Origin of the sequence: Pseudomonas uvaldensis (genome assembly GCF_021271205.1) — a bacterium.
Lineage (GTDB): Bacteria > Pseudomonadota > Gammaproteobacteria > Pseudomonadales > Pseudomonadaceae > Aquipseudomonas > Aquipseudomonas uvaldensis.
Genome location: NZ_JAIWKS010000005.1, coordinates 67093 through 91312 on the forward strand (window position 1 = coordinate 67093; position 24220 = coordinate 91312).

Annotated in this window: 22 protein-coding genes; 11 read left to right on the forward strand and 11 right to left on the reverse strand. The window is 60.7% G+C overall.

What is annotated here, in order from left to right; all coding sequences use genetic code 11:
- Positions 1–86 precede the first annotated feature (86 nt).
- The 6 genes from pqqA (at position 87) to LCU97_RS12700 (ending at position 5294) form a co-directional block, all read left to right on the forward strand.
- Positions 87–161 (forward strand): pyrroloquinoline quinone precursor peptide PqqA, encoded by a 75-nt coding sequence (gene pqqA / locus LCU97_RS12675; protein ID WP_053156473.1) that lies wholly within the window; start codon positions 87–89, stop codon positions 159–161.
- A gap of 80 nt (positions 162–241) precedes the next feature.
- Positions 242–1153 carry a pyrroloquinoline quinone biosynthesis protein PqqB gene (gene pqqB, locus LCU97_RS12680; protein ID WP_232776630.1) on the forward strand — a complete coding sequence of 304 codons (912 nt, stop codon included), beginning with the start codon at positions 242–244 and terminating at the stop codon, positions 1151–1153.
- Between the two features lie 198 nt (positions 1154–1351).
- Positions 1352–2104 (forward strand): pyrroloquinoline-quinone synthase PqqC, encoded by a 753-nt coding sequence (pqqC, locus tag LCU97_RS12685; protein ID WP_232776633.1) that lies wholly within the window; start codon positions 1352–1354, stop codon positions 2102–2104.
- Entirely contained in the window at positions 2101–2376 is a 276-nt protein-coding gene (gene pqqD / locus LCU97_RS12690; RefSeq protein ID WP_053156306.1) for a pyrroloquinoline quinone biosynthesis peptide chaperone PqqD, read from the forward strand. The genes pqqC and pqqD overlap by 4 nt, the downstream gene beginning before the upstream one ends.
- Positions 2348–3499 (forward strand): pyrroloquinoline quinone biosynthesis protein PqqE, encoded by a 1152-nt coding sequence (gene pqqE / locus LCU97_RS12695; protein ID WP_053156303.1) that lies wholly within the window; start codon positions 2348–2350, stop codon positions 3497–3499. Before pqqD ends, pqqE begins: the two co-directional genes overlap by 29 nt.
- Entirely contained in the window at positions 3465–5294 is a 1830-nt protein-coding gene (locus LCU97_RS12700) for an alpha/beta hydrolase family protein (RefSeq protein WP_232776635.1), read from the forward strand. Before pqqE ends, LCU97_RS12700 begins: the two co-directional genes overlap by 35 nt.
- Before the next feature lie 63 nt (positions 5295–5357).
- Here LCU97_RS12700 and LCU97_RS12705 read toward each other — a convergent pair whose 3' ends face one another.
- The 11 genes from LCU97_RS12705 to bioB form a co-directional block, all read right to left on the reverse strand.
- Positions 5358–5516, reverse strand: coding sequence for a YqaE/Pmp3 family membrane protein (locus LCU97_RS12705; protein WP_003177654.1), 159 nt, complete (start codon positions 5514–5516; stop codon positions 5358–5360).
- A 331-nt stretch (positions 5517–5847) separates the two neighbouring features.
- Entirely contained in the window at positions 5848–7626 is a 1779-nt protein-coding gene (locus tag LCU97_RS12710) for an acyl-CoA dehydrogenase C-terminal domain-containing protein (RefSeq protein WP_232776638.1), read from the reverse strand.
- Positions 7627–7817: 191 nt separating this feature from the next.
- Complete coding sequence (locus tag LCU97_RS12715) at positions 7818–9614, reverse strand: acyl-CoA dehydrogenase C-terminal domain-containing protein (RefSeq protein WP_232776641.1); 1797 nt, start codon at positions 9612–9614, stop codon at positions 7818–7820.
- A 90-nt stretch (positions 9615–9704) separates the two neighbouring features.
- On the reverse strand, positions 9705–10994 hold the full coding sequence (locus LCU97_RS12720) for a GGDEF domain-containing protein (protein WP_053156291.1): 1290 nt from the start codon (positions 10992–10994) through the stop codon (positions 9705–9707).
- Positions 10995–11245: 251 nt separating this feature from the next.
- The gene (locus tag LCU97_RS12725) at positions 11246–13051 is read right to left on the reverse strand and encodes a phenylacyl-CoA dehydrogenase (protein WP_053156288.1); all 1806 of its coding nucleotides are present in this window, start codon (positions 13049–13051) and stop codon (positions 11246–11248) included.
- A 273-nt stretch (positions 13052–13324) separates the two neighbouring features.
- Positions 13325–13621, reverse strand: a complete 297-nt coding sequence (locus tag LCU97_RS12730) for a hypothetical protein (protein ID WP_053156285.1) — start codon at positions 13619–13621, stop codon at positions 13325–13327.
- Positions 13622–13729: 108 nt separating this feature from the next.
- Positions 13730–14410: a dethiobiotin synthase gene (gene bioD, locus LCU97_RS12735; RefSeq protein ID WP_053156283.1), complete on the reverse strand. Its 681-nt coding sequence runs from the start codon at positions 14408–14410 to the stop codon at positions 13730–13732.
- Complete coding sequence (bioC, locus tag LCU97_RS12740; RefSeq protein WP_232776644.1) at positions 14407–15219, reverse strand: malonyl-ACP O-methyltransferase BioC; 813 nt, start codon at positions 15217–15219, stop codon at positions 14407–14409. The genes bioD and bioC overlap by 4 nt, the downstream gene beginning before the upstream one ends.
- Positions 15212–15943, reverse strand: coding sequence for an alpha/beta fold hydrolase (locus LCU97_RS12745; RefSeq protein WP_232776645.1), 732 nt, complete (start codon positions 15941–15943; stop codon positions 15212–15214). The genes bioC and LCU97_RS12745 overlap by 8 nt, the downstream gene beginning before the upstream one ends.
- The gene (gene bioF / locus LCU97_RS12750) at positions 15936–17114 is read right to left on the reverse strand and encodes an 8-amino-7-oxononanoate synthase (RefSeq protein WP_232776648.1); all 1179 of its coding nucleotides are present in this window, start codon (positions 17112–17114) and stop codon (positions 15936–15938) included. The genes LCU97_RS12745 and bioF overlap by 8 nt, the downstream gene beginning before the upstream one ends.
- Before the next feature lie 105 nt (positions 17115–17219).
- Entirely contained in the window at positions 17220–18275 is a 1056-nt protein-coding gene (gene bioB, locus LCU97_RS12755; RefSeq protein WP_053156271.1) for a biotin synthase BioB, read from the reverse strand.
- A gap of 90 nt (positions 18276–18365) precedes the next feature.
- On the opposite strand from bioB, the gene LCU97_RS12760 reads away from it, so the two are divergent.
- The 5 genes from LCU97_RS12760 (at position 18366) to rarD (ending at position 24022) form a co-directional block, all read left to right on the forward strand.
- Entirely contained in the window at positions 18366–19106 is a 741-nt protein-coding gene (locus LCU97_RS12760; protein ID WP_232776650.1) for a ComF family protein, read from the forward strand.
- A 58-nt stretch (positions 19107–19164) separates the two neighbouring features.
- Positions 19165–19929 carry a TOBE domain-containing protein gene (locus tag LCU97_RS12765; RefSeq protein WP_053156266.1) on the forward strand — a complete coding sequence of 255 codons (765 nt, stop codon included), beginning with the start codon at positions 19165–19167 and terminating at the stop codon, positions 19927–19929.
- Positions 19930–19995: 66 nt separating this feature from the next.
- Positions 19996–21903, forward strand: coding sequence for a PhoX family protein (locus LCU97_RS12770; protein WP_053156263.1), 1908 nt, complete (start codon positions 19996–19998; stop codon positions 21901–21903).
- A 122-nt stretch (positions 21904–22025) separates the two neighbouring features.
- A complete protein-coding gene (locus LCU97_RS12775) occupies positions 22026–23000 on the forward strand; it encodes a serine/threonine protein kinase (protein ID WP_232776653.1) in 975 nt (324 codons plus the stop codon).
- Positions 23001–23134: 134 nt separating this feature from the next.
- Positions 23135–24022 carry an EamA family transporter RarD gene (gene rarD, locus LCU97_RS12780; protein WP_232776655.1) on the forward strand — a complete coding sequence of 296 codons (888 nt, stop codon included), beginning with the start codon at positions 23135–23137 and terminating at the stop codon, positions 24020–24022.
- Positions 24023–24220 lie beyond the last annotated feature (198 nt).

Consider the following 24220-nt stretch of genomic DNA (forward strand, 5'->3'; position numbering starts at 1 on the left):
CCGCCTAAGCATCTGAACATCTCCGAATGGAGGTGGACTAAATGTATAGATCTCACCTGTCCCACCCCAACCAAAGGAGTATTTCCATGTCCTGGTCCAAACCCGCATATATCGACCTGCGTATCGGTTTCGAAGTCACCATGTACTTCGCCAACCGTTAATTGCTGCAGGCGGTTGAACGCGCAGCAAACGCCTCGGTCAGCCGGGGCGTTTTTTATTTCGGTTTGCAGATGGAGCGGCCATGTTTGTCCAGATTCTAGGTTCCGCCGCCGGCGGCGGTTTCCCTCAGTGGAACTGCAATTGCGCCAATTGCGCCGGGTTTCGCGACGGCAGCCTGCGGGCCCAGGCCCGTACCCAGTCGTCCATCGCGATCTCCGATGACGGTGTGAGCTGGGTGTTGTGCAATGCCTCCCCGGACATCCGCGCCCAGCTCCAGGGGTTCGCCCCGATGCAACCGGGCCGAGCCCTGAGGGACACCGGGATCGGCGCCATCATCCTGATGGACAGCCAGATCGACCACACCACCGGCCTGCTCAGCCTGCGCGAAGGTTGCCCGCATCAAGTCTGGTGCACCGACATGGTCCATGAAGACCTGAGTACCGGCTTTCCGCTGTTCAACATGTTGACCCACTGGAACGGCGGGCTGAACTGGAACCGCATCGAGCTCGACCAGAGCTTCACCATCCCCGCCTGTCCGAACCTGCGCTTCACCCCACTGCCCCTGCGCAGCGCCGCGCCCCCCTATTCGCCTCACCGTTTCGATCCGCATCCGGGGGATAACATCGGCCTGGTCGTCGAAGACCTGCGCACCGGCGGCAAGCTGTTCTACGCCCCAGGCCTGGGCAAGGTGGACGGGCCGTTGCTGGAGATCATGGCCGGCAGCGATTGCCTGCTGGTGGACGGCACGATGTGGGATGACGATGAAATGCAGCGTCGTGGTGTCGGCACCCGTACTGGCCGGGAGATGGGGCATCTGGCGCAAAACGGCCCCGGCGGCATGCTCGAAGTACTGGAGCAACTGCCCGAGCCACGTAAGGTGCTTATCCACATCAACAACACCAACCCGATCCTGGACGAAAACTCGCCGGAACGCGCGGAGCTGGTACGCCGTAGGATTGAAGTGGCTTACGACGGAATGAGTATTGAGTTGTAGCAAGGGTGGGATGATTGTGGATTTGTGTTGTGTCAGTTGACGCTGGCGCCAGTTGGCAGGACGCCTTCGCGAGCAAGCCCGCTCCCACAATGGTCCGAGTAATACGGAACTTTCATACGCTGCGAAACCCCGTGGGAGCGGGCTTGCTCGCGAAGAGGCCGGTTCAGACAGCCCCAAACCCCATCACGGAGAACCAACATGATTGACACCCCCCTGTCCCCCGCCGAGTTCGAAGCGGCCCTGCGTGCCAAGGGTGTGTATTACCACATCCATCACCCGTATCACGTGGCGATGTATGAAGGCCGCGCCACTCGCGAGCAGATTCAGGGCTGGGTCGCGAACCGCTTTTACTACCAGGTGAACATCCCGCTCAAGGACGCCGCGATCCTGGCCAATTGCCCGGACCGGGAAATCCGCCGGGAGTGGATCCAGCGTCTGCTCGATCACGACGGTGCTCCTGGCGAAGACGGCGGCATCGAGGCCTGGCTGAGGCTGGGCCAGGCGGTGGGGCTGGACCCCGATCAACTGCGCTCCCAGGAACTGGTATTGCCCGGAGTGCGTTTCGCGGTGGATGCCTATGTCAACTTTGCCCGCCGCGCCAGTTGGCAGGAAGCCGCCAGCAGCTCGCTGACCGAGCTGTTCGCCCCGCAGATCCACCAGTCGCGCCTGGACAGCTGGCCGCAGCATTACCCTTGGATCGACCCGGCCGGCTACGAATATTTCCGTACCCGCCTGAGCCAGGCCCGTCGCGATGTGGAGCATGGCCTGGCCATCACCTTGCAGCACTACACCACCCGCGCCGGGCAGGAGCGCATGCTGGAGATTCTCCAGTTCAAACTGGACATTCTCTGGAGCATGCTCGATGCCATGAGCATGGCCTACGAATTGAATCGCCCGCCCTATCACAGCGTGACCGGGGAACGGGTGTGGCACAAAGGGATCAGTTTATGAGCTTTGACCGCAGCAAAACCCCTCGCTGGCGCCCCGGCTATCGCTTCCAGTACGAACCGGCACAGAAGGGCCATGTGTTGCTCTATCCTGAAGGCATGATCAAGCTCAACGACAGCGCTGCGCTGATCGGCGGCCTGATCGATGGCGAACGGGATGTCGCGGCCATCATCGGCGAGTTGGGCAAACAGTTTCCCGACGTGCCGGAACTCGGTGACGACATCGAGCAGTTCATGGAGGTCGCCCGTGCAGAGCACTGGATCACCCTTACCTGAAAAACCGGCGATCGGCCTGCCGCTTTGGCTGCTGGCCGAGTTGACCTATCGCTGCCCGCTGCAATGCCCGTATTGCTCCAACCCGCTGGACTTCGCCGAACAGGGCCAGGAGCTGAACACCGAGCAGTGGTTCAAAGTCTTTCGCGAAGCCCGGGAAATGGGCGCGGCGCAGTTGGGTTTTTCCGGCGGCGAGCCACTGGTGCGCCAGGACCTGGCCGAACTGATCGGTGAAGCGCGCAGACTGGGGTTCTATACCAACCTGATCACCTCCGGCATCGGCTTGACCGAGCAGAAAATCAGCGACTTCAAGAACGCCGGCCTGGATCATATCCAGATCAGCTTCCAGGCCAGCGACGAGCAAGTAAACAACCTGCTGGCCGGCTCGAAGAAAGCCTTTGCGCAGAAGCTGGAAATGGCTCGGGCAGTCAAGGCCCACGGCTATCCGATGGTGCTGAATTTTGTCACCCATCGGCACAACATCGACAAGATCGACCGCATCATCGAGCTGTGCATCGCGCTGGAGGCCGATTTCGTCGAGCTCGCTACCTGCCAGTTCTATGGCTGGGCGCAGCTCAACCGCGTCGGGTTGTTGCCCACCCGAGAACAGCTGGAGCGCGCCGAGCGCATCACCAACGAATATCGCGCGCGGTTGGAAGCCGAGGGCAACCCCTGCAAGCTGATCTTCGTGACGCCGGACTACTATGAAGAACGCCCCAAAGCCTGCATGAATGGCTGGGGCAGCCTCTTTCTGACGGTCACGCCGGACGGCACGGCGCTGCCCTGTCACGGTGCCCGACAGATGCCAGTGCAATTTCCCAACGTGCGCGACCACAGCATGCAACACATCTGGTACGACTCGTTCGGCTTCAATCGCTTTCGCGGCTATGACTGGATGCCCGAGCCGTGCCGCTCCTGCGATGAAAAAGAGCAGGATTTCGGCGGCTGCCGCTGCCAGGCGTTCATGCTCACGGGCGACGCCAGCAACGCCGACCCGGTGTGCAGCAAATCCGAACATCACGCTGTGATTATCCAGGCTCGAGAAGACGCCGAGCACGCCACGCAAACCATTGAGCAACTGGCCTTTCGCAATGAACGAAACTCACGCCTCATCGCCAAGGGTTGAATCGCTCAGCGCCGCCGAGGCCGTTGCCGCGGGCATCGATTTCGCCGAGCTGCACCTTGGCCCGCATGGCCTGTTCTGGAATGAATATCGCCCCGAAGACGGTGCGTGTCGGATCTGGCACTGGAAAGACGGCCACGCCCGATGCATGACCCCGGACGGGTTCAGCGCCCGCAGTCGGGTCTATGAATATGGCGGAGGATCGTTTTGCCTGAGCGACGACGGCGTCTTGTTCGTCAACGAAGCGGATCAGCAGTTGCACCACCAGCCACTGGTTGGTGGAGCGCCTGTCGCGCTCACTTCGGGCACTTGTCGATACGGGGATCTGGGGTATGTCGCCGGCCAGGTACTGGCGGTTGAGGAAGAGGCCGATCAGCATCGCCTGGTGTCGATCAGTCTGGCGGATCATCGCCGGCAGGTGCTGGCCGAAGGCGCCGACTTCTACGCTTCGCCGATCTTGAGCCCGAATGGCCAGCGACTGGCCTGGGTGGAGTGGAGCCGTCCTCATCAGCCATGGACAGCCACGCGGTTGATGCTGGCCGAGCGCAACGCGTCAGGTTGGGGTGAACCAAGTTGTGTGGCGGGCAGTGCTGAAGAGGAATCCATCCAGCAGCCGCGTTTCGATCATGCCAATCGTCTGTATTGCCTGACTGACCGGGGAGGTTATTGGCAGCCGTGGATTGAGTCGGGCCACGGCCTGGCACCGCTGCCATGCGCCGAAGCCGATCACGCGCCTGCGCCCTGGCAACTGGGCGGCCGAACCTGGCTACCATTGGACGCAAACATTTATCTGGCCAGTTGGACCGAAGCGGGCTTCGGACGGCTGGGCCTGCGCCGCAGCGGCACCGACAATGAAGAATTCACCGGCACTTATACCCGGTTTCGCAGCCTGGCGTTGGACGAACGGTTCATCTACGCCATCGCCGCCTCGCCGGTCAGCCCCTCGGCAGTCATTGCGATCAGCCGGCAAAGCCATGAAGCGGTCGTATTGGCCGGTGGAGTGGCGCCATTATCCGTCGATCGGATCAGCCGCCCCCGAACACTGCGCTATCCCAGCGCTTCGGGTGAAGTCCATGGTTTCTTTTATCCAGCCCTGCATTCGGAGGCGAAACCGCCGCTGGTAGTGTTCATTCACGGCGGACCGACCTCGGCCTGCTATCCCCTGTTCGATCCGCGTATCCAGTACTGGACCCAGCGCGGCTTTGCAGTCGCAGATCTCAATTATCGAGGCAGTAGCGGCTACGGACGGGCATATCGCCAGGCGCTGCATTTGAATTGGGGTGTGGTGGATGTCGAGGATGCCTGCGCGGTAGTCGCCTACCTGGATGAGCAGGGCCTGGTCGACGGCCAGTCTGCATTCATCCGCGGCGGCAGTGCTGGCGGGTACACAACCCTTTGCGCCTTGGCGTTCCATGACGTCTTCCGTGCTGGCGCCAGCCTCTATGGCGTCAGCGATCCGGTCGCCCTGGGCCGCGCCACGCATAAATTCGAAGGCGATTACCTCGACTGGTTGATCGGCGATCCGCAGCGGGACGCCGAACGTTACCGCGCCCGCACACCGCTGCTCCACGCCGGGCAAATCCGTTCACCGGTGATTTTTTTCCAGGGAGAGTTGGATGTCGTGGTCGTACCGCAGCAGACCCGCGATATGGTGAAGGCGCTGGAAGAGAACGACGTAACGGTCGAAGCGCATTACTATCCGGACGAACGCCATGGTTTTCGCAAGGCGGTGAACCAGGCCCATGCGCTGGAGCATGAGTGGCTGTTCTATCGCAGGGTGATTGACCACAACCTGTAAGCCAATCCAAAAGCAATGTGGGAGCGAGAGGCTCGCTCCCACAGAGGGGTTCGAGAAAAACTCTCAGCGCTTGGCGATGATGTACACCGCATGCACGATGCCCGGGATGTAACCCAGCAGCGTCAACAGAATATTCAGCCAGAAAGCGCCGCCGAAACCGACTTGCAGAAATACACCCAACGGCGGTAGCAGAATGGCGATGATGATACGAATGAAATCCATGGTGGGCTCCTGATGGGCGATGGCTACATTGCCATATAGCTCATTGACCCATGACCGCTTGTCAGGGTTCAAATCCCGTCAGTGAGTAGAAGAAGCCGATCGAGAAGAAAAAACGCGGGCAAAAGAAAACCCCGCCGAAGCGGGGCTTTGCAGACTGTTTCCCTGACATCCTTTTCACTCTGCCGTCCTGGCAGAATCCTACGTGTCCGTGTTGTTTCTCTTGCGCATCCTGCGCGACGTCCATGTGAAGTAGATTAGCCCTGGATCCAATCTGCCGGTAGAGGGAAAACGGCATCACGTCGTGTAAGCATTCGCTTACAAGCTTCCCTCATCAGAATTGCCCGGCATCCAGCAGAAACAGCGAGTCGCTGCCTGCCTTCACTGAAGCGCTCAAGGAATGGATACGCGGCAGCAGGCGTGCGAAATAGAATCGCGCCGTTCCCAGCTTGCTCGCGTAGAAATCATCCTGGTCTTCCTTGCCCAGCGCTGCTTTGGCCATCAACGCCCACATGTAGGCATACGCGGTGTAACCAAACGCTTGCAGATACTCCACCGACGCTGCGCCGATTTCGTTCGGGTTGCTCTTCGCTCGGTCCAGCAGCCACTCGGTCAGCTCGTCCAGCGTGTCAACGGCATTGCCCAACGGCTGGGTAAACTCCGCCAGATCCACACTCGCTGTGTTGATGAAATGGCGGATTTCCTCAGCGAACAGCTTGTAGAACGCACCGCCATTACCGACGATCTTGCGCCCCACCAGGTCCAGCGCCTGGATACCGTTGGTGCCTTCGTAGATCTGGGTGATGCGGACATCGCGAACCAGTTGTTCCTGTCCCCATTCGCGGATGTAACCATGACCGCCGAAAATCTGCTGGCCGTGGACAGTCGTTTCCAGGCCCAGGTCGGTCAGGAAGGCTTTCGCCACCGGTGTGAGCAAGGCCACCAAGTCTTCGGCACGCTTGCGGGTGGCCGCGTCTTCGCTGAACTTGGCGGTGTCCAGTTGCATTGCAACGTAGGTCGAAAATGCCCGGCCACCTTCGTTCGAGGCTTTCATGGTCAGCAACATCCGGCGCACGTCCGGGTGGACGATGATCGGGTCGGCAACCTTGTCCTTGTTTTGCGCGCCGGTTGGCGAACGGCTTTGCAGGCGGTCGCGGGCGTATTCGATAGCGTTCTGGTACGAGCGCTCACCAGAGGCCAAGCCCTGGATACCCACACCCAGGCGTTCGTAATTCATCATGGTGAACATGGCTGCCAGGCCTTTGTTCGGCTCGCCGACCAGATATCCCACGGCTTCGTCGAAGTTCATCACACAGGTAGCGGACGCCTGGATGCCCATCTTGTGCTCGATCGACCCGCAGTTGGCCGCGTTGCGGGCGCCCAGGCTGCCGTCGGCATTGACCATGAACTTGGGCACGAGGAACAACGAAATGCCTTTCGGGCCAGCCGGCGCGTCCGGCAGTTTCGCCAGCACCAGGTGAATGATGTTCTCGGTGAGATCGTGCTCGCCGCCGGTGATGAAGATCTTGGTCCCGCTGACCTTGTAGGAACCGTCGGCCTGGGGTTCGGCCTTGGTGCGGATGATCCCCAGATCCGTACCGGCATGGGGCTCGGTCAGGCACATGGAACCGGCCCAGATGCCGGCATACATGTTTGGCAGGTACGCCGCCTTGAGTTCTTCGCTGGCGTGGGCATTGATCGACAAGCAGGCCCCGGCGGTCAGCATCGGATAGAGACCAAAGGACAGACTGGCGGAATTGACCATTTCCTCGACCTGGGCCGAAACGGCCTTGGGCATGCCCATGCCTCCGTAGACTGGGTCGCCACCAACCCCCACCCAGCCGCCTTCAGCGTAAGTCTTGTAGGCCTGTGGGAAACCGGCCGGCGTGGTGACGGCTCCGTCAGCCCAGTGGCAACCCTCTTCGTCAGCGGCACGGCTGAGAGGAGCGATGCTCTTGCTGGTCACTTTGCCGGCTTCCTCAAGAATCGCCTCGACGGTTTCAGCGTCCACGGTCTCCGCCAGCGCCGGCAATTCGGCCCAGAGTTTCGCGACCTCGAATACTTCATTGAGGACGAAGCGCATATCGCGCAGGGGCGCTTTGTAGTCAGCCATGGCAAACCTCGCAGGATCTAAACAGTTGGTTCGTAAGAAACGGTTTTGGTATGGCTCGGAGTGTACCTCAACAACTTTTACGACACATAGGGTCAACCAATGACCGTTTTGTTATTTTTAGTCATACAGAAAGACAACATGAATCACTGCGGCGAGGGGCAAGCTCCCTCGCTGCAATTGGGTTTCTACCGTTAAAGGGCGAACAGCTCTGCTGGCAACTTCATCAAGCAGTCGCTCCCTGCCTCGACAGCGGCCCGATGGGCGGCGGTCCTTGGCAGCAGGCGCTTGAAGTAGAACTCACAAGTCGCCAGTTTCGCCTGGCAGAAATCCCCGTCGCCGGAGTCGCTGTCGAGCTGCGACTGAGCCACCAGCGCCATGCGCAACCACAGGTAGGCCAGGATGATGTAGCCGCTGTACATCAGGTAATCCACCGAGGCAGCGCCGACTTCATCCGGATTTTTCATGGCCGCCAGGCCGATCTGAGTCGTCAACGCCCCCCATTGACGATTGAGTTCGTCGAGTTGGGCGACATAACCCTTGAGCTGCGGATGCTCGGCATTCGCGATACAGAATTGATGGACGAGCCGGGTGAAGCCTCGCAACAACTTGCCTTGGCTGCCTAACACCTTGCGTCCCAGCAGGTCCAGCGCCTGGATGCCGTTGGTGCCTTCATAGATCGGAGCGATACGACAATCGCGCACCAACTGCTCCATGCCCCACTCGCGAATAAAACCGTGACCACCGAACACCTGCATGCCGTGGTTGGTCACTTCCAGCCCGGTGTCGGTCATGAAGGCCTTGCAGATTGGCGTGAGGAACGCCAACAGATCTTCGGCGTCCTGACGGGCCGCTTCGTCAGTGCTCAGGTGTGCGGTGTCCAACAGTTGCGCGGTGAAATAGGTCAGCGCCCGGTTACCTTCGTTGAAGGCCTTCATGGTCAGCAACATTCTTCGCACGTCGGGATGAACGATGATCGGGTCGGCAGCTTTTTCCGGAGCCTTGGGGCCAGTCAGCGAACGCATCTGCAAACGCTCGTTGGCGTATCGGATCGCTCCCTGGAAACTGGCCTCTCCCAGGCACAGGCCCTGCATGCCAGTGCCGAGCCGGGCATGGTTCATCATGGTGAACATGCAGTTGAGGCCCTTGTTCGGCTCGCCGATCAGGAACCCCTTGGCTCCGTCGAAATTCAATACGCAAGTGGCCGAAGCCTTGATGCCCATCTTGTGTTCGATCGAGCCGCAACTGACGCCGTTGCGCTGCCCCGCTTCGCCGGTCGCGTCGGGCAGGAACTTGGGCACGATGAACAGCGAAATGCCCTTGGTCCCGGCCGGGGCGTCCGGCAGCTTGGCCAGCACCAGATGAACGATGTTGTCGCTCATGTCGTGCTCGCCTGCGGAGATGAAGATCTTGCTGCCGGAGATCGTATAGCTCCCATCGGCCTGGGGCACGGCGCGGGTCTTGATGATGCCCAGGTCGGTACCGCAATGGGCTTCGGTCAGGCACATGGTGCCTGTCCACTGGCCAGCGGTAAGTTTGCTCAGGTAAGTCTGTTTCTGCTCTTCAGTTCCATGGGCATGGATGGCCGACATCGCGCCGTGGGTCAGGCCCGGGTACATGCCCCAGGACGTGTTGCTGGAACCGATCATTTCGCTGATGACCAGCCCCAGGGAACTGGGCAGACCCTGACCGCCGTAAACCGGGTCCGCCGCCAGGCCATGCCAGCCGCCTTCTACGTATTGTGCGAAAGCTTGCTTGAAACCTGTAGGCGTCGTCACCACGCCGTTATCGAAATGACAGCCTTCTTCGTCGCCGGAACGATTGAGTGGCGCCAGAACGTTCTCACAGAACCGTGCGCCTTCCTCAAGGATCGCGCTGATCATATCCGGGCTCGCGTCAACGGCCCCCAACTCTGCATAACGACCAGGGAAATCGAAGACGTGATCGATCAGAAAACGCATATCGCGCAAAGGGGCTTTGTACTCGGGCATGGTGGTTTCTCCGGTAGCAGATTGTTCAAACCTACTGCCGGCCACCGGGCCCCACAATCACAGTCCAGACGCTGAATGCGTCATCATCACTCAACCCGCGGCGGCTTCCATGCGCACCGCGCCACGACGATTCTGACCGAAAGCGACCACACAGTTACGCCCGGCCCCTTTGGCGTTGTAGAGCGCCTGGTCGGCGGACTTGAGCACTTCTTCGGGGGTGCGTTGCTCGATGCGTTCGGCAACGCCAATGCTCACTGTCACCGACACACTGGAAGCGCCGGCACCGGAGCGCCGCTGACGTCCTTGCTGATCATCCTTGGGGCGATTTTCCGGATTGCGCAACTGAATGCTGTACGTCTCGATGGACTGACGGATGACTTCCAAGTGAGGCATGCATTCATCGATTGTCTTGCCGGCGAACACCAGCGCAAATTCCTCGCCGCCGTAGCGATAAGCCCTACCGCCACCACCGATTTTCGACAGTTTGCTGGCCACCAGACGCAACACCTGATCGCCGACATCGTGACCATGGGTGTCGTTGAATTTCTTGAAATGGTCCACATCGCTCATCGCCAACACATAATTGCGACCCAGGCGTTGCATGCGTTCGTTCAGCGCACGGCGCCCCGGCAGCCCGGTCAGCTCATCGCGAAACGCCATTTGATAGGCTTCATGGGCGACCGCCGCCGCGATCATCAGCATCACTTGGCTGCACATGATGTTCAGGGTAAACGGCAGGATGAAGGTTTTGGGCAACATCCAGAATATCCCCAGCAGCCCCACCAGTTGCGCGGCGTGTAGAGGTCGGGGATTGCGCCAGTATTGCCAGGCCAATAACAGGAAGGCGGCAGCGAACACCGGATAGGACAATTGGATCAGGCTCATCCAGGCCCCATGCAGCGCAGGCCAGCGAATCTCCGAAAGCCACAGCAGCAAGGCTTGCGGAAAGCTCTGCTCCAAGGCCAGTGCCACGCCGCCGAAAGCCAGCAATACCGCGAAACGCGCCACCATGTCCTGGAACAGATGGGTGCGCTCCTGCCACGCGGCGAACAGGCCAAACAACAGCGGCAACAGCAGGCAAACAAGATGGAATACCACGGCGGCATCCTCGCGCACCTTGCCGTTGTCACGGTAGAAATCGGTCTGGGTATCCAGCAGAAAATAGGCGATGTACACCGTGACCATCAGAAACAGCTCACGTTGACGTCGGTAAACAGCGCAATACGCACCGCCAAGGAGCAACACCAACGTAGGAAGAACGTTGAAAAGCGAAGTGAAGAAGACGTTGAGATCCTTGACGTAGGCAGCCGCAAGCCCCGCCAGCAACAGCAACAGCGAGGGCAGGAAGTGACTGAAACGTACAGCGGAAGAACGCGACAAGGGTAAAGCTCCGACCCGGCTGATCAAAGATGGCATTGTGCCTGCTATCGCAGCAGTAAGGCACGAAAGATGTGACAGATGTCACACTGCCATTGCTGTAACGGCAGCAAGGAAGGTTTTCTTAGGGTCTGGCTGGATGAATATTGTTTCAACATCATCCTCACCCCTTTTGTGAGAGCCCGGCGCAAGCAACAAAAAAGCCGCTGCATCCCGAAGGAAGCAGCGGCTTTTCCAGAAGCACCGCGTAGGGCTTAGTAACCCAGCGCGAAGTCTTCCTCTTTCATGTCCATCAGGTTGTTGGCGCCCGACAGCATGGCCGCCACGTGAGTGCGGGTACGCGGCAGGATGCGCTGGAAGTAGAAGCGCGCAGTTTGCAGCTTGGCGGTGTAGAAAGCTTCTTCGGTGGTGCCGGCCGCGAGTTTTTCTGCTGCCAGGCGCGCCATGTCAGCCCAGAAATAGGCCAGGCAGGCGTAACCGGAGTACATCAGGTAATCCACCGAGGCTGCGCCGACTTCTTCGCGATCCTTCATGGCCGCCATACCGACCTTCATGGTCAGCTCGCCCCATTCCTTGTTCAGCGCAGCCAATGGTCCGATGAATTCCTTGACCGCCTCGTTGCCTTCATTGCCCTGGCAGAACTTGTGGACGATCTTGGTGAAGCCTTTGAGCGCTTCGCCCTGGGTCATCAGCACTTTGCGGCCCAGCAGGTCGAGGGCCTGGATGCCAGTGGTGCCTTCGTACAGCATCGAGATACGGCTGTCGCGTACGTTCTGCTCCATGCCCCACTCGGCGATGAAGCCATGGCCGCCGTAGATCTGTACGCCGTGGTTGGCCGATTCGAAGCCGACTTCGGTCATGAAGGCCTTGGCGATCGGCGTCATGAACGCCAGCAGCGCATCGGCTTTCTTCTTCTCTTCTTCATCCACGCCATACTTGACGATATCGACCTGCTTGGCGGTGAAGTAGACCATCGCACGGTTGCCTTCGGCAAAGGCCTTCATGGTCAGCAGCATGCGGCGCACGTCCGGGTGGACAATGATCGGGTCAGCCGCCTTGTCCGGCGCTTTCGGGCCAGTCAGGGAACGCATCTGCAGGCGGTCGCGGGCGTATTTCAGGCCACCCTGGAAGCCGATCTCGGCGTGGGCCAGCCCCTGCAACGCGGTGCCCAGGCGTGCAGTGTTCATGAAGGTGAACATGCAGTTCAGGCCTTTGTTCGCCGGGCCGATCAGGAAACCGGTGGCCGCGTCGAAGTTCATCACGCAAGTGGCGTTGCCGTGAATGCCCATCTTGTGCTCGATCGAGCCGCAGCTCACGGCGTTGCGCTGGCCGATCGTACCGTCGGCGTTGGGCAGGAACTTCGGAACGATGAACAGCGAAATGCCCTTGGTACCGGCCGGTGCGTCCGGCAGGCGCGCCAGGACGATATGGACGATGTTGTCGGCCATGTCGTGTTCACCGGCGGAAATGAAGATCTTGGTACCGGTTACCTTGTAGGAACCGTCAGCCTGGGGCTCGGCCTTGGTGCGCAACATGCCCAGGTCGGTGCCGCAATGGGGTTCGGTCAGGCACATGGTGCCGGTCCATTCACCGGACACCAGCTTGGTCAGATAAGCCTCTTGCTGCTCGGGCGTACCGTGCTCGGAGATGGTGTTCATCGCACCGTGGGACAGGCCCGGGTACATGCCCCACGACCAGTTGGCCTCACCAACCATTTCGCTGACCGCCAGGCCCAGGGACTCCGGCAGCCCCTGACCACCATGCGCCACGTCGTGAGCCAGGCTTGGCCAGCCGCCTTCGACGAATTGCTTGTAGGCTTCCTTGAAGCCGGTCGGGGTTTTCACGCCGGACTCGCTCCAAGTGCAGCCTTCGAGGTCACCCACGCGGTTCAGCGGTGCCAGCACCTGCTCACAAAACTTGGCGCCTTCTTCGAGAATGGCGTCAACCATGTCCGGCGTTGCGTCCTGGCAAGCCGGAAGGCTCTGATAATGCGCTTCATAGCCAAGCAGTTCGTCACGAACGAAGCGAATATCACGCAAGGGGGCCTTGTAGTCAGGCATAGCGATAAACCTCTGCTGATGTAACCGGGAATGAACGACCGCGTGGATTTTGTTGTGACGGTCAAACAGTTGTTTGAAACATACGTTTACGCCCAAATCTTGTCAAGCGTCGATCCTTGGCCGTTCGTCATCAGCTTGTAGACTTATCGGGCAAGTACATCCCGCGCGCAAAGAAATACGCGACGCGTGTGGGAAAAGACTAGTTGAGTCAGAGGTAGCCAGAGACGAAAACGCCGCGAATATTCGCGGCGTTCGGACAATGGACAGGCAGGATCAGGCAAAGGTATCGATCAGCGTGCCCAACATCTCGTCGGACGCCTTGGCGACATTAACACCCACCTGGAGCTGGAACTTGCCTTGGGACAGTTCAACCATGTTGCTGGCCAGGTCCGACTGCTGACTACGATCCACCGACCGCAGGCGATCGACTTGGATTTCGGACGATTGACTGGTGACCGCACGCTCGATCGTATTGTTGGCGATCTCGGCCGAGGCTTGATCGACGCGGTTCTGCCCTGTCTGAATCGTGCTCAGACCGGCATAAAACGCGGTATTTCCTGAGATTTCCATGGCAGGGCTCGTCTTCTTGAAGGGTCGACAGAAGCCATTGAACCAGAACCCCTGGGAAAACACCCGACAAAAACACTAATGGCACAGTGCCGCTTCATAGAGAAAAACCTAATCCAGCAGGTCCAGGTGCAGGTAGCCGGCCACGCCTTCGGCCGTTACGTCCTTGATGCGCGGAACCCGGCCCAGGCAGGGCGCCGGCAAGCGTTCTGCCAGGGTCGCGAGGTTTTCTTCCAGTCGCGATGTCTTGGGGTCGATGATGTTGGCTACCCAACCGGCCAATTGCAGGCCATCCCGGGCTATGGCTTCGGCAGTCAACAGCGCATGGCTGATGCAACCCAGGCGCACCCCCACCACCAGGATAACGGGCAAGCCCAACGCCATCGCCAAATCCGAAAGGTTGTCCTGGTCCGCCAATGGTACGCGCCAGCCGCCAGCACCTTCGATCAAAGTGAAATCGGCCTGCATCCCGAGCACATCTCGCATCGGCCCCACCAGCGATTGCACTGTCAGCGCCACCCCTGCTTCCCGTGCCGCCAGGTGAGGCGCAATCGGTGGCTCAAACGCCACTGGATTGACCTGTGCATACGTCAGTGGCACCGAGCATTCGGCCAACAGCGCCAGGGCATCGGCATTGCGCAGGCCCTTGGGTGTCACTTCGCAACCGGAAGCCACCGGCTTGCCGGCCGCAGTGCTCATGCCGGTCTGTCGAGCGGCATGCAACAGGCCTGCGGCGACGGTGGTCTTGCCGACATCAGTGTCGGTGCCGGTGATGAAATAGGCCTGTCTCATAGCGGTTTCTCCAACACGGCGTAGACCACCTGGTAGGTTGCAGGCAGCCCCTTGGCCTGGCGAAACCGCTCATAGGCTTCCACCAGCGCCAGGATTCTCGCCCTGCCCGTCAACCCACCGGGTCGACCAGGGTTCAGATTATGGGCACCCAACGCTTTCAATTCATGAGTCAACCCGCGCACGTCCGGGTAATGCAAAACATGGGGACGGGTCTCGAGACTGACGACCTTCAGTCCACTGGCTTCACACAGCTGCCGATAGATCTCGAATTCGCGGAAACGGTTGACATGCACCAGGCCGTCCACCTGACGCCAACTGTCGCGCAATTCGTACAAGGTACCGACACAGAGGCTCGTGAAGGCAAATACCCCGCCCGGCTTCAAGACACGGTGCGCCTCACTCAGCACCGAGGCAAAATCCGCGCACCACTGCACCGCCAGGCTGGAAAACACCAAGTCGCATGTCGTGCCCTGTAAAGGCAAGCGCTCAGCGTCACCGGCCAGGAAATACGCAGCCCCTCCCTGGGGACGCGCATGGTTGAGCATGCCTTCGGCAATATCCAGCGCCAGACCGCCTGTTGCGCCAAAACGCGCACCCAGCGCCCGGGTGAAATAGCCGGTTCCACAGCCCAAGTCCATCCAACGCCGCGGTGCGAACGATACAGGCAATCGCGCCAGCAATTGCCGTCCCACGTCGCGCTGCAACTCGGCCACGCTGTCGTAGCTGGTCGCCGCCCGGGAAAACGAAGCTGCCACCTGGCGTTTATCAGGCAGGACACTGGGCGATCTTGGAAGAGACAAATCAATCATCCCCGGACTCATGCAAAAAGGCCTGGATGGCTCCCGCGATGCCGTGCGGGTCATCCAGCAGGAAACCATGGCCGGCCTGTTCGATCAGACCGATTTCGACATCCGGCAGCAGGGTCAGCAATTCGCTTGCCGCTTCGGCCGGCACCAATGCATCGAGCCCAGCGAACAGATGCAACTGCGGCCCGCGAAAACGCTGTAGCGCGGCACGGGTATCCAGTCGAGCCAACAGTTCCAGCCCGGCCAGCAATACCTCTGTTGAGGTGGTTGGCGCCCCGGCCAGCAGCAACCGCGACAGCCCGCGTGGATCACTGCAGCCCTGGGCACACAGCAAACTGAAGCGTTTAAGGGTCTGGCGTGGATCAGCGGTGCATCCGGCGAGAAAACCGTCGAACATCTCGCCGGCCATCGCGGCCGGCCATTGTTCGTGGGAGACAAACGAAGCATTGCTCGCCAGGGTCAGTAAGCCACAGCAGCGCTCGCCCCGCCGCGCGGCCAACTCCGCCGCCAGCATGCCGCCCAAGGACCAGCCACCCAGCCAGGCATCCTGGGGCACATTGGCATCCAGTTCGTCGAGCCATTCATCGAGGTCGCTTGATGTCAGGGCCGGCAACGGTTCGATTTCAACTCGCAAATGTTCATCCAGCCCTTGCAACGCAGCGGCCAGGGGCTCCAGCGGAGAAATACCCAGGCCCCAACCGGGCAGCAGTATCAATCGATCACGCATGGTTTGGCTCCGCTCCCAGTAGTGCAAAACACTCGGCCAGTGCGCTTAACAATAGTTGCACCTGGGCTTCGCTGTGGGCGGCGGTCAGGGTCACCCGCAAACGGGCACTGCCCACCGGTACGGTGGGTGGCCGGATAGCGCCGACCATCAACCCTCGCTCTCGCAGCATTTGCGACAGCCGCATCGCCCGCCCCGCATCGCCGATCAGGATTGGCTGGATCGGCGTGAAACTGTCCATCAGTTGCAGGCCGATCCGCCCCGCGCCCTCGCGGAACTGACGGATCAGTAACTGCAGATGCTCGCGCCGCCAATGCTCGCTGCGCAGCAGTTCGAGGCTCTTGAGGGTCGCACAGGCCAGGGCCGGCGGCTGGCTGGTGGTGTAAATGTAGGGACGCGCGAACTGGATCAGGCTCTCGATCAGCGCCTCGCTGCCCGCCACAAAGGCGCCGGCAGTGCCGAAGGCTTTGCCCAGGGTCCCCACCAATACCGGCACGTCATCCTGGCTCAAGCCGAAATGCTCGACGATACCACCCCCATGGGTGCCCAGCGGACCGAAACCGTGGGCATCATCGACCATCAACCAAGCGCCCTTGGCCCTGGCTTCATGCGCCAGTGCCGGCAGATCGGCGATGTCACCGTCCATGCTGAACACACCATCGGTCACCACCAGGGTATTGCCGGTAGCTTTTTCCAGGCGCTTGGCCAGACTTTGAGCATCGTTATGCAAGTAACGGTTGAAACGCGCCCCCGATAACAGCCCGGCATCGAGCAATGAAGCATGGTTGAGCCGGTCCTCAAGCACTGTATCGCCTTGTCCCACCAGCGCGGTGACGGCGCCGAGGTTCGCCATGTAGCCGGTGGTGAACAGTAATGCCCGTGGGCGGCCGGTGAATTCGGCGAGGGCTTCTTCCAGTGCATGATGAGGAGTGCTATGACCGATCACCAGATGCGAAGCGCCGCCGCCCACGCCCCAACGGGCCGCCCCGGCGCGCCAGGCTTCGATCACCTGTGGGTGATTGGCCAAGCCCAGGTAATCGTTGTTGCAGAACGCCAGCAACGGCTGGCCGTCCACCCTTACTTCCGGCCCCTGGGGACTTTCCAGCAGCGGGCGTTGGCGGTAGAGGTTTTCGGCACGACGGGCAGCCAGGCGTGCGGCGAGATCGAAGGGCATGCAGGCCTCGGGAGAAACGCCATTTAAAGACTGAATGGGTTCCCTGTAGGAGCGACCAGGTTCGCTCCCACAGGGGTCCGCATTTCAAACAAGCAATCGGGTTGATCAGACGGCAGCGTTGTAGAACTGCTCGCTGCTCTTCTGCTCCACCAGCGCCTGCTCGATCGCCGCCTGATGCACTTCGTCGGCATGCTCTTCACGGGCTTCGGGCTGGATGCCCAAGCGTGCGAACAATTGCATGTCCTTGTCAGCCTGTGGGTTGGCGGTGGTCAGCAGTTTGTCGCCGTAGAAGATGGAGTTCGCACCCGCCAGGAACGCCAGGGCCTGCATCTGCTCGTTCATCGCTTCACGACCGGCAGACAAGCGCACGTGGGACTTTGGCATCAGGATCCGCGCCACGGCGAGCATGCGGATGAAATCGAACGGATCGACGTCCTCGGCATTCTCCAGCGGCGTGCCGGCGACTTTTACCAGCATGTTGATCGGAACCGATTCCGGATGCTCCGGCAGGTTTGCCAGTTGGATCAGCAGGTTGGCGCGGTCGTCCAGGGATTCGCCCATGCCCAGGATGCCGCCGGAGCAGATCTTCATCCCGGAGTCACGGACGTAGGCCAGGGTTTGAAGGCGCTCGCTGTAGGTGCGGGTGGTGATGATGTTGCCGTAGAACTCCGGCGAGGTGTCGAGGTTATGGTTGTAGTAGTCCAGGCCGGCCTTGGCCAATGCCTCGGTTTGCTCCTGGTCGAGTCGGCCCAGGGTCATGCAGGTTTCCAGGCCCATGGCCTTCACGCCTTTGACCATTTCCAGTACGTAAGGCATGTCCTTGGCCGATGGATGTTTCCACGCCGCGCCCATGCAGAAACGGGTCGAACCAATGGCTTTGGCGCGCGCGGCCTCCTCCAGGACTTTTTGCACTTCCAGCAGCTTTTCCTTGTCCAGCCCGGTGTTGTAGTGGCCGGATTGCGGACAATATTTGCAATCTTCCGGGCAAGCGCCCGTCTTGATCGACAGCAGCGTGGAAACCTGGACGCGGTTGGCATCGAAGTGCGCGCGGTGCACGGTCTGCGCCTGGAACAACAAGTCATTGAAGGGCTGGACGAAGAGTGCTTTGACTTCGGCCAAAGACCAGTCATGACGCAGGTTGGCAGTGGTGCTGGCGCTCATGGGCAATTCCTTGATTATGCTTGGCTGGCGCCTGGGCAATGCAATACCCACAGGCGCGACACGGATGTTCGGCATATTTAAGGAAGAGTCATGAGCTGTCAACCGCAACACGAAGGGATGGTTTACATCTGGTTAAAAAATAAACAATTCTGCCTCTTATGCGGCGAAACCACCGATACAGCACTCCCTCTGTGCACACCTTGCGAAAGTGAATTGCCCTGGCTGGGCGATCAATGCAGTCGCTGCGCCCTGCCGCTGCCCATGGCCGGCCTGCGGTGCGGACAGTGCGTCGTGCAGCCACCGGCCTACGAACGGGTCCTCGCGCCCTGGGTCTATGATTTCCCGGTGGACAGCTTGATTACCCGATTCAAGCACCAGGCCAAATGGCCCCTCGGCCGCTTGCTGGGCGAACTGCTGGCGCAGTCGCTGCAACATCATTTCAATGAAGGCCTGGAACGGCCCGACGCGTTGGTACCGGTGCCGTTGGCTGCGCGGCGCTTGCGCCAGCGGGGATTCAACCAGGCCGCACTGTTGGCTCGCTGGCTCAGCGGTTCGTTGCAGATGCCTTGCGAGGAACACCTGCTGCGGCGCATCCACGACACCCCGGCGCAACAGGCGCTCGACGCCAGGGCCCGACGCCGGAACCTGCGTCACGCCTTCGCCATGATGCCCGGCGCCCAGGTACGCGACCGTCACCTGGCGCTGGTGGACGATGTGCTGACTACCGGCGCCACTGCCCAGACCCTGGCCCGATTGCTGCTCGACGCCGGCGCAGCACGAGTGGATGTTTATTGCCTGGCCCGCACGCCAAAACCCGGCGAAGCGACTTGACGCACAGCGGCCGAGGCGCCAAGTTCCATTCACTCATTCCCGTGCATATTTCTACGCCATGTCACTACCCACGCTTCTGACCCAGCACATCGTCCGGCGCCCTCAACGCATCGCTTTGCTGCAACACATCGCCGAACAAGGTTCGATCACTCGAGCAGCCAAAAGTGCGGGCCTGAGCTACAAGGCCGCGTGGGATGCCATCGACGAGCTGAACAATCTCGCGGACCAACCGCTGGTGGAACGCAGCATCGGTGGCAAGGGCGGTGGCGGCGCCCGGTTGTCGGAAGAAGGCCAGCGCGTACTGCGCCTGTACCAGCGTTTACAAACTCTGCAAGCGCAGTTGCTGCAGGCGAGCGAAGACGCCGGCGACCTCGGCCTGCTGAGCCGCCTGATGCTGCGCACCAGCGCCCGTAATCAGCTGCATGGCAAAGTCCTGTGCATCGAGGCCCAGGGCCACAACGACCGGATACGCCTGGAATTGGCGCGAGGGCTGATGGTCGATGCGCAGATCACCCACGACAGCACCGTGCGCCTGGAACTGGACATTGGCACCGAGGTGGTTGCCCTGATCAAGGCCGGCTGGCTGGAATTGTTTCCCGTCGGGCAAACGCCGGAATCGGGAAATAACGTGCTGCCAGGTGTGATCGAGCACATCGCCAATGCCAGCGGCGGTCCCAGTGAAGTACGCATCGGCCTGCCCAATGGCCAGACCCTCTGCGCCCTGGCCGAGCCGCTTCAGTTGCAGACCCGGCACCTGGACGCCGGGTCGCCAGTACACGTGGCGTTTTCGCCGACGAATGTGCTGCTCGGCACACCGTTGTAGCGGGTTGCAACAATAGTTTCATCGACCCCCTTTAAGGTGACTGCCAAAACCAGCAGGGAGCCTGAGATGAGCCTATTAGAAGAAAACCAATCCACCGACCTGGAAAAAATCGTTGGTCTGAGCCGACGCAGCTTCATCAGCGCCGGCGCCCTGTGCGGCGCGGCGATGTTCCTGGGTGGCAACCTGTTGAGCCGAAGCGTCCTGGCCGCCGCCGTGAGCGAAGGCAACAGCCGCCTGCTGGGCTTCGACAGCATTGCCGCCACCACCACCGATACCATCACCTTGCCGCCGGGCTATAAATCCTCGGTGCTGATCAGTTGGGGCCAGCCGCTGCAAAAAAATGCACCGGCCTTCGACCCCAGCGGTAATGGCACCGCCCGGGCCCAGGAAATGCAGTTCGGCGACAACAACGATGGCATGAGCCTGTTCCCCTTCCCTGGTGACAATAACCGGGCGCTCATGGCGATCAACAACGAGTACACCAACTATCGCTACCTCTTTGCCCACGGCGGCCAGCCGCAGTCGGCCGAAGACGTGCGCAAGGCCCAGGCCAGCGAAGGCGTGTCGGTGATCGAGATCCAGCGTCGTCGCGGCGGCCAGTGGCAGTTCGTCCAGGAGTCGCGCTACAACCGGAGGATCCACGGCAACACGCCGATCCGCCTGCGCGGCCCGGCTGCCGGACACGAACTGATGAAAACCAGCGCCGACAAGAGCGGCAAGAAGGTCCTCGGCACCTTCCAGAACTGCGCCAACGGCATGACACCGTGGGGCACCTACCTGACCTGCGAAGAAAACTTCACCGACTGCTTCGGCAGCAGCAAAGCCGATCTGCAGTTCGATGAAGCTCAGAAGCGTTACGGCGCCACCGTTGCCAGTCGCGAGATCAACTGGCACCTGCACGACCCACGCTTCGACCTGGCGAAGAACCCCAACGAACTCAACCGTCATGGCTGGGTCGTGGAGATCGATCCGTTCGATCCGGACTCCACGCCGGTCAAACGCACCGCCCTCGGCCGCTTCAAGCACGAGAACGCCGCCCTGGCCCAGACCAACGACGGTCGCGCCGTGGTGTACATGGGCGACGATGAGCGTGGCGAGTTCATCTACAAGTTCGTCAGCCGTGAACGTATCAACCACCGCAATGCCAAAGCCAACCGCAATCTGCTGGACCATGGCACCTTGTACGTGGCGCGCTTCGATGCCGGCGACGGCAATCCGGATCATCCGAAGGGCAAGGGCCAGTGGATCGAGCTGACCCATGGCAAGAATGGCCTCGATGCCAGCAGCGGTTTCGCCGATCAGGCCGAGGTGTTGATTCATGCACGTCTGGCTGCCAGCGCGGTCGGCGCCACGCGCATGGATCGTCCCGAGTGGATCGTGGTCAGTCCGAAAGATGGCCAGGTCTATTGCACCCTGACCAACAACTCCAAGCGCGGCGAAGACGGTCAGCCGGTCGGTGGGCCGAACCCTCGGGCCAAGAACGTCTATGGCCAGATCCTGCGCTGGCGCACCGACCGCGACGATCATGCGTCCAAGACTTTCTCCTGGGACCTGTTCGTGGTCGCCGGCAACCCGACCGTCCATGCCGGTACGCCAAAGGCCGGTTCGTCCAACATCAACCCGCAGAACATGTTCAACAGCCCCGATGGCCTGGGTTTCGACAAGGGCGGACGGCTTTGGATTCAAACCGACGGCGACTCCAGCAACACCGGGGACTTCGCCGGCATGGGCAACAACCAGATGCTTTGCGCCGATCCGGACAGCGGCGAAATTCGCCGTTTCATGGTCGGGCCAGTGGGTTGTGAGGTGACCGGCATCAGTTTCTCGCCGGACTACAAGGCCATGTTCGTCGGGATTCAGCACCCTGGGGAAAACGGCGGTTCGACATTCCCAGAGCACCAGCCCAATGGCAAGCCACGCTCCTCGGTGATGGTGATTACCCGGGAAGACGGCGGAGTCATCGGCGCCCGTTGAACCTTTTGATCGTTCCCACGCTCGGCGTGGGAACGATCATCAGTCTCGCCAATCAATCCTGTCTGCTTTGCGCTACCATGCTGGGTCGGACGCGGCAGCCCTGCCGCTGAGCAGGAGTCAGCATGTCCCATCCCTTCGATACCCTCACACCCGACCTCGTACTCGATGCCGTTGAAAGCATCGGCTTTCTCAGCGACGCCCGGGTGCTGGCCCTCAACAGTTATGAAAACCGTGTCTATCAGGTTGGCATCGAAGACGGCGAGCCGCTGATCGCCAAGTTCTACCGCCCTCAACGCTGGACCAACGAGGCGATTCTCGAAGAGCACCGCTTCACCTTCGAACTGGCCGACTGCGAGGTGCCGGTGGTTGCGCCACTGGTCCACAATGGCGCCAGCCTCCATGAACACGCCGGGTTCCGCTTCACTCTGTTCCCCCGTCGCGGCGGTCGTGCACCGGAGCCGGGCAACCTCGACCAGCTCTATCGTCTCGGGCAGTTACTCGGGCGCTTGCACGCCGTGGGCGCCAGTCGTCCGTTCGAGCATCGCGAAGCACTGGGAGTGAAAAACTTCGGCCATGATTCATTGGCTACGGTGTTGGGGAGCGGATTCGTCCCCAGCAGTCTGCTACCGGCCTACGAGTCGGTCGCCCGGGATCTGCTCAAGCGCGTCGAAGAGATCTATGCCGCCACGCCCCATCAGAACATCCGCATGCACGGCGATTGCCACCCCGGCAACATGATGTGCCGCGACGAAATCTTCCACATCGTCGATCTGGACGATTGCCGTATGGGCCCCGCAGTGCAGGACCTGTGGATGATGCTGGCCGGCGATCGCCAGGCATGCCTGGGACAGTTGTCGGAATTGATGGACGGTTACCAGGAATTCCATGACTTCGACCCACGGGAATTGGCCTTGATCGAGCCCCTGCGGGCCCTGCGCCTGATGCATTACAGCGCCTGGCTGGCGCGCCGCTGGGACGACCCGGCCTTTCCTCGCAGCTTCCCGTGGTTCGGTAGCGAACGCTACTGGGGCGACCAGGTGTTGGCGTTGCGCGAGCAACTGGCGGCGCTCAATGAGGAGCCGTTGAAGCTGTTCTGAAAACCACCACAGCCCCTTGCGGGAGCGAGCAGCCTACAGTTTTTTTCATCGCTCCCTTCAATAACCCTCACCCCACAACCCGACAATTCTCCTTACAATCACTCTTTTGTTAGCTGCCTAAGCAAGGATTCTGCATGCAAGCCGCCAACCCGCGTCGCGGTTATATCCTGGGCCTGAGTGCCTACATCATCTGGGGACTGTTCCCCATTTATTTCAAAGCCATCGCCAGCGTGCCCGCCGTGGAGATCATTATCCACCGGGTGCTGTGGTCTGCCCTGTTCGGCGCGGCGCTGCTGATGGTCTGGAAGCATCCGGGCTGGTGGCGTGAACTGCGCGACAACCCGCGCCGCCTGGCCATCCTGGCCCTGAGCGGTACGCTGATCGCGGCCAACTGGCTGACGTACGTATGGGCGGTGAACAATGGAAGGATGCTCGAAGCGAGCCTGGGGTATTACATCAACCCCCTGGTAAACGTATTGCTGGGGATGTTGATCCTGGGCGAACGGCTGCGACGCATGCAGTGGGTGGCCGTGGGGCTGGCGGCGGTCGGCGTGGCGCAGCAAGTCTGGCAAGTGGGCAGCCTGCCCTGGGTGTCGCTGGCGCTGGCGCTGAGCTTTGGCTTCTACGGGCTGATCCGCAAGCAGGCGCCAGTCAAGGCCTTGCCTGGGCTGGTGGTGGAAACCTGGATGCTGGTGCCGATTGCCATCGCGTGGTTGCTGTTCAACCCGACGGCCACCAGCGCCCAAGCGGCATTCTGGACCACCTCCGAAGCCTGGTGGCTGGTGGCCGCCGGTCCGGTAACCCTGGTGCCCCTGGTGTGCTTCAACGCCGCCGCGCGGCACCTGCCCTACACCACATTGGGTTTTCTGCAGTACATCGCACCAACACTGGTATTGATGCTCGCTGTGCTGTTGTTCGGTGAACACCTGTCGTCCAGCACGCTGGTGGCGTTCCTGTTCATCTGGGCCGGGCTCGCCGTGTACAGCATCGATGCAGTAGTCAGCATGCGGCGGCGCAGCTGATCAAAAATCGTACAACCCTATACAGGCCACGTCCGACGTGGCCTGCGCAGATCCTTCCCAAGGTTATCCACAGCGTGATCCCCGCCGTTTGTGCACAAGCCATTGAAAAATGGTGATTTTTTGATCAGTACCCGGCAAGGCACGGCGGACCTGGCCTGGCGTCAAGTCTCTACAGGTTATCCACAGGCAGGCGCAGTT

Bases quoted from the DNA above. Each gene is read 5' to 3' on its own strand.
- pqqB (WP_232776630.1), top strand. From the start codon at position 242: ATGTTTGTCCAGATTCTAGGTTCCGCCGCCGGCGGCGGTTTCCCTCAG.
- pqqC (WP_232776633.1), top strand. From the start codon at position 1,352: ATGATTGACACCCCCCTGTCCCCCGCCGAGTTCGAAGCGGCCCTGCGT.
- pqqD (WP_053156306.1), top strand. From the start codon at position 2,101: ATGAGCTTTGACCGCAGCAAAACCCCTCGCTGGCGCCCCGGCTATCGC.
- LCU97_RS12700 (WP_232776635.1), top strand. From the start codon at position 3,465: ATGAACGAAACTCACGCCTCATCGCCAAGGGTTGAATCGCTCAGCGCC.
- LCU97_RS12705 (WP_003177654.1), bottom strand. From the start codon at position 5,516: ATGGATTTCATTCGTATCATCATCGCCATTCTGCTACCGCCGTTGGGT.
- LCU97_RS12710 (WP_232776638.1), bottom strand. From the start codon at position 7,626: ATGGCTGACTACAAAGCGCCCCTGCGCGATATGCGCTTCGTCCTCAAT.
- LCU97_RS12715 (WP_232776641.1), bottom strand. From the start codon at position 9,614: ATGCCCGAGTACAAAGCCCCTTTGCGCGATATGCGTTTTCTGATCGAT.
- LCU97_RS12725 (WP_053156288.1), bottom strand. From the start codon at position 13,051: ATGCCTGACTACAAGGCCCCCTTGCGTGATATTCGCTTCGTTCGTGAC.
- LCU97_RS12730 (WP_053156285.1), bottom strand. From the start codon at position 13,621: ATGGAAATCTCAGGAAATACCGCGTTTTATGCCGGTCTGAGCACGATT.
- bioD (WP_053156283.1), bottom strand. From the start codon at position 14,410: ATGAGACAGGCCTATTTCATCACCGGCACCGACACTGATGTCGGCAAG.
- bioC (WP_232776644.1), bottom strand. From the start codon at position 15,219: ATGATTGATTTGTCTCTTCCAAGATCGCCCAGTGTCCTGCCTGATAAA.
- LCU97_RS12745 (WP_232776645.1), bottom strand. From the start codon at position 15,943: ATGCGTGATCGATTGATACTGCTGCCCGGTTGGGGCCTGGGTATTTCT.
- bioF (WP_232776648.1), bottom strand. From the start codon at position 17,114: ATGCCCTTCGATCTCGCCGCACGCCTGGCTGCCCGTCGTGCCGAAAAC.
- bioB (WP_053156271.1), bottom strand. From the start codon at position 18,275: ATGAGCGCCAGCACCACTGCCAACCTGCGTCATGACTGGTCTTTGGCC.
- LCU97_RS12760 (WP_232776650.1), top strand. From the start codon at position 18,366: ATGAGCTGTCAACCGCAACACGAAGGGATGGTTTACATCTGGTTAAAA.
- LCU97_RS12765 (WP_053156266.1), top strand. From the start codon at position 19,165: ATGTCACTACCCACGCTTCTGACCCAGCACATCGTCCGGCGCCCTCAA.
- LCU97_RS12770 (WP_053156263.1), top strand. From the start codon at position 19,996: ATGAGCCTATTAGAAGAAAACCAATCCACCGACCTGGAAAAAATCGTT.
- LCU97_RS12775 (WP_232776653.1), top strand. From the start codon at position 22,026: ATGTCCCATCCCTTCGATACCCTCACACCCGACCTCGTACTCGATGCC.
- rarD (WP_232776655.1), top strand. From the start codon at position 23,135: ATGCAAGCCGCCAACCCGCGTCGCGGTTATATCCTGGGCCTGAGTGCC.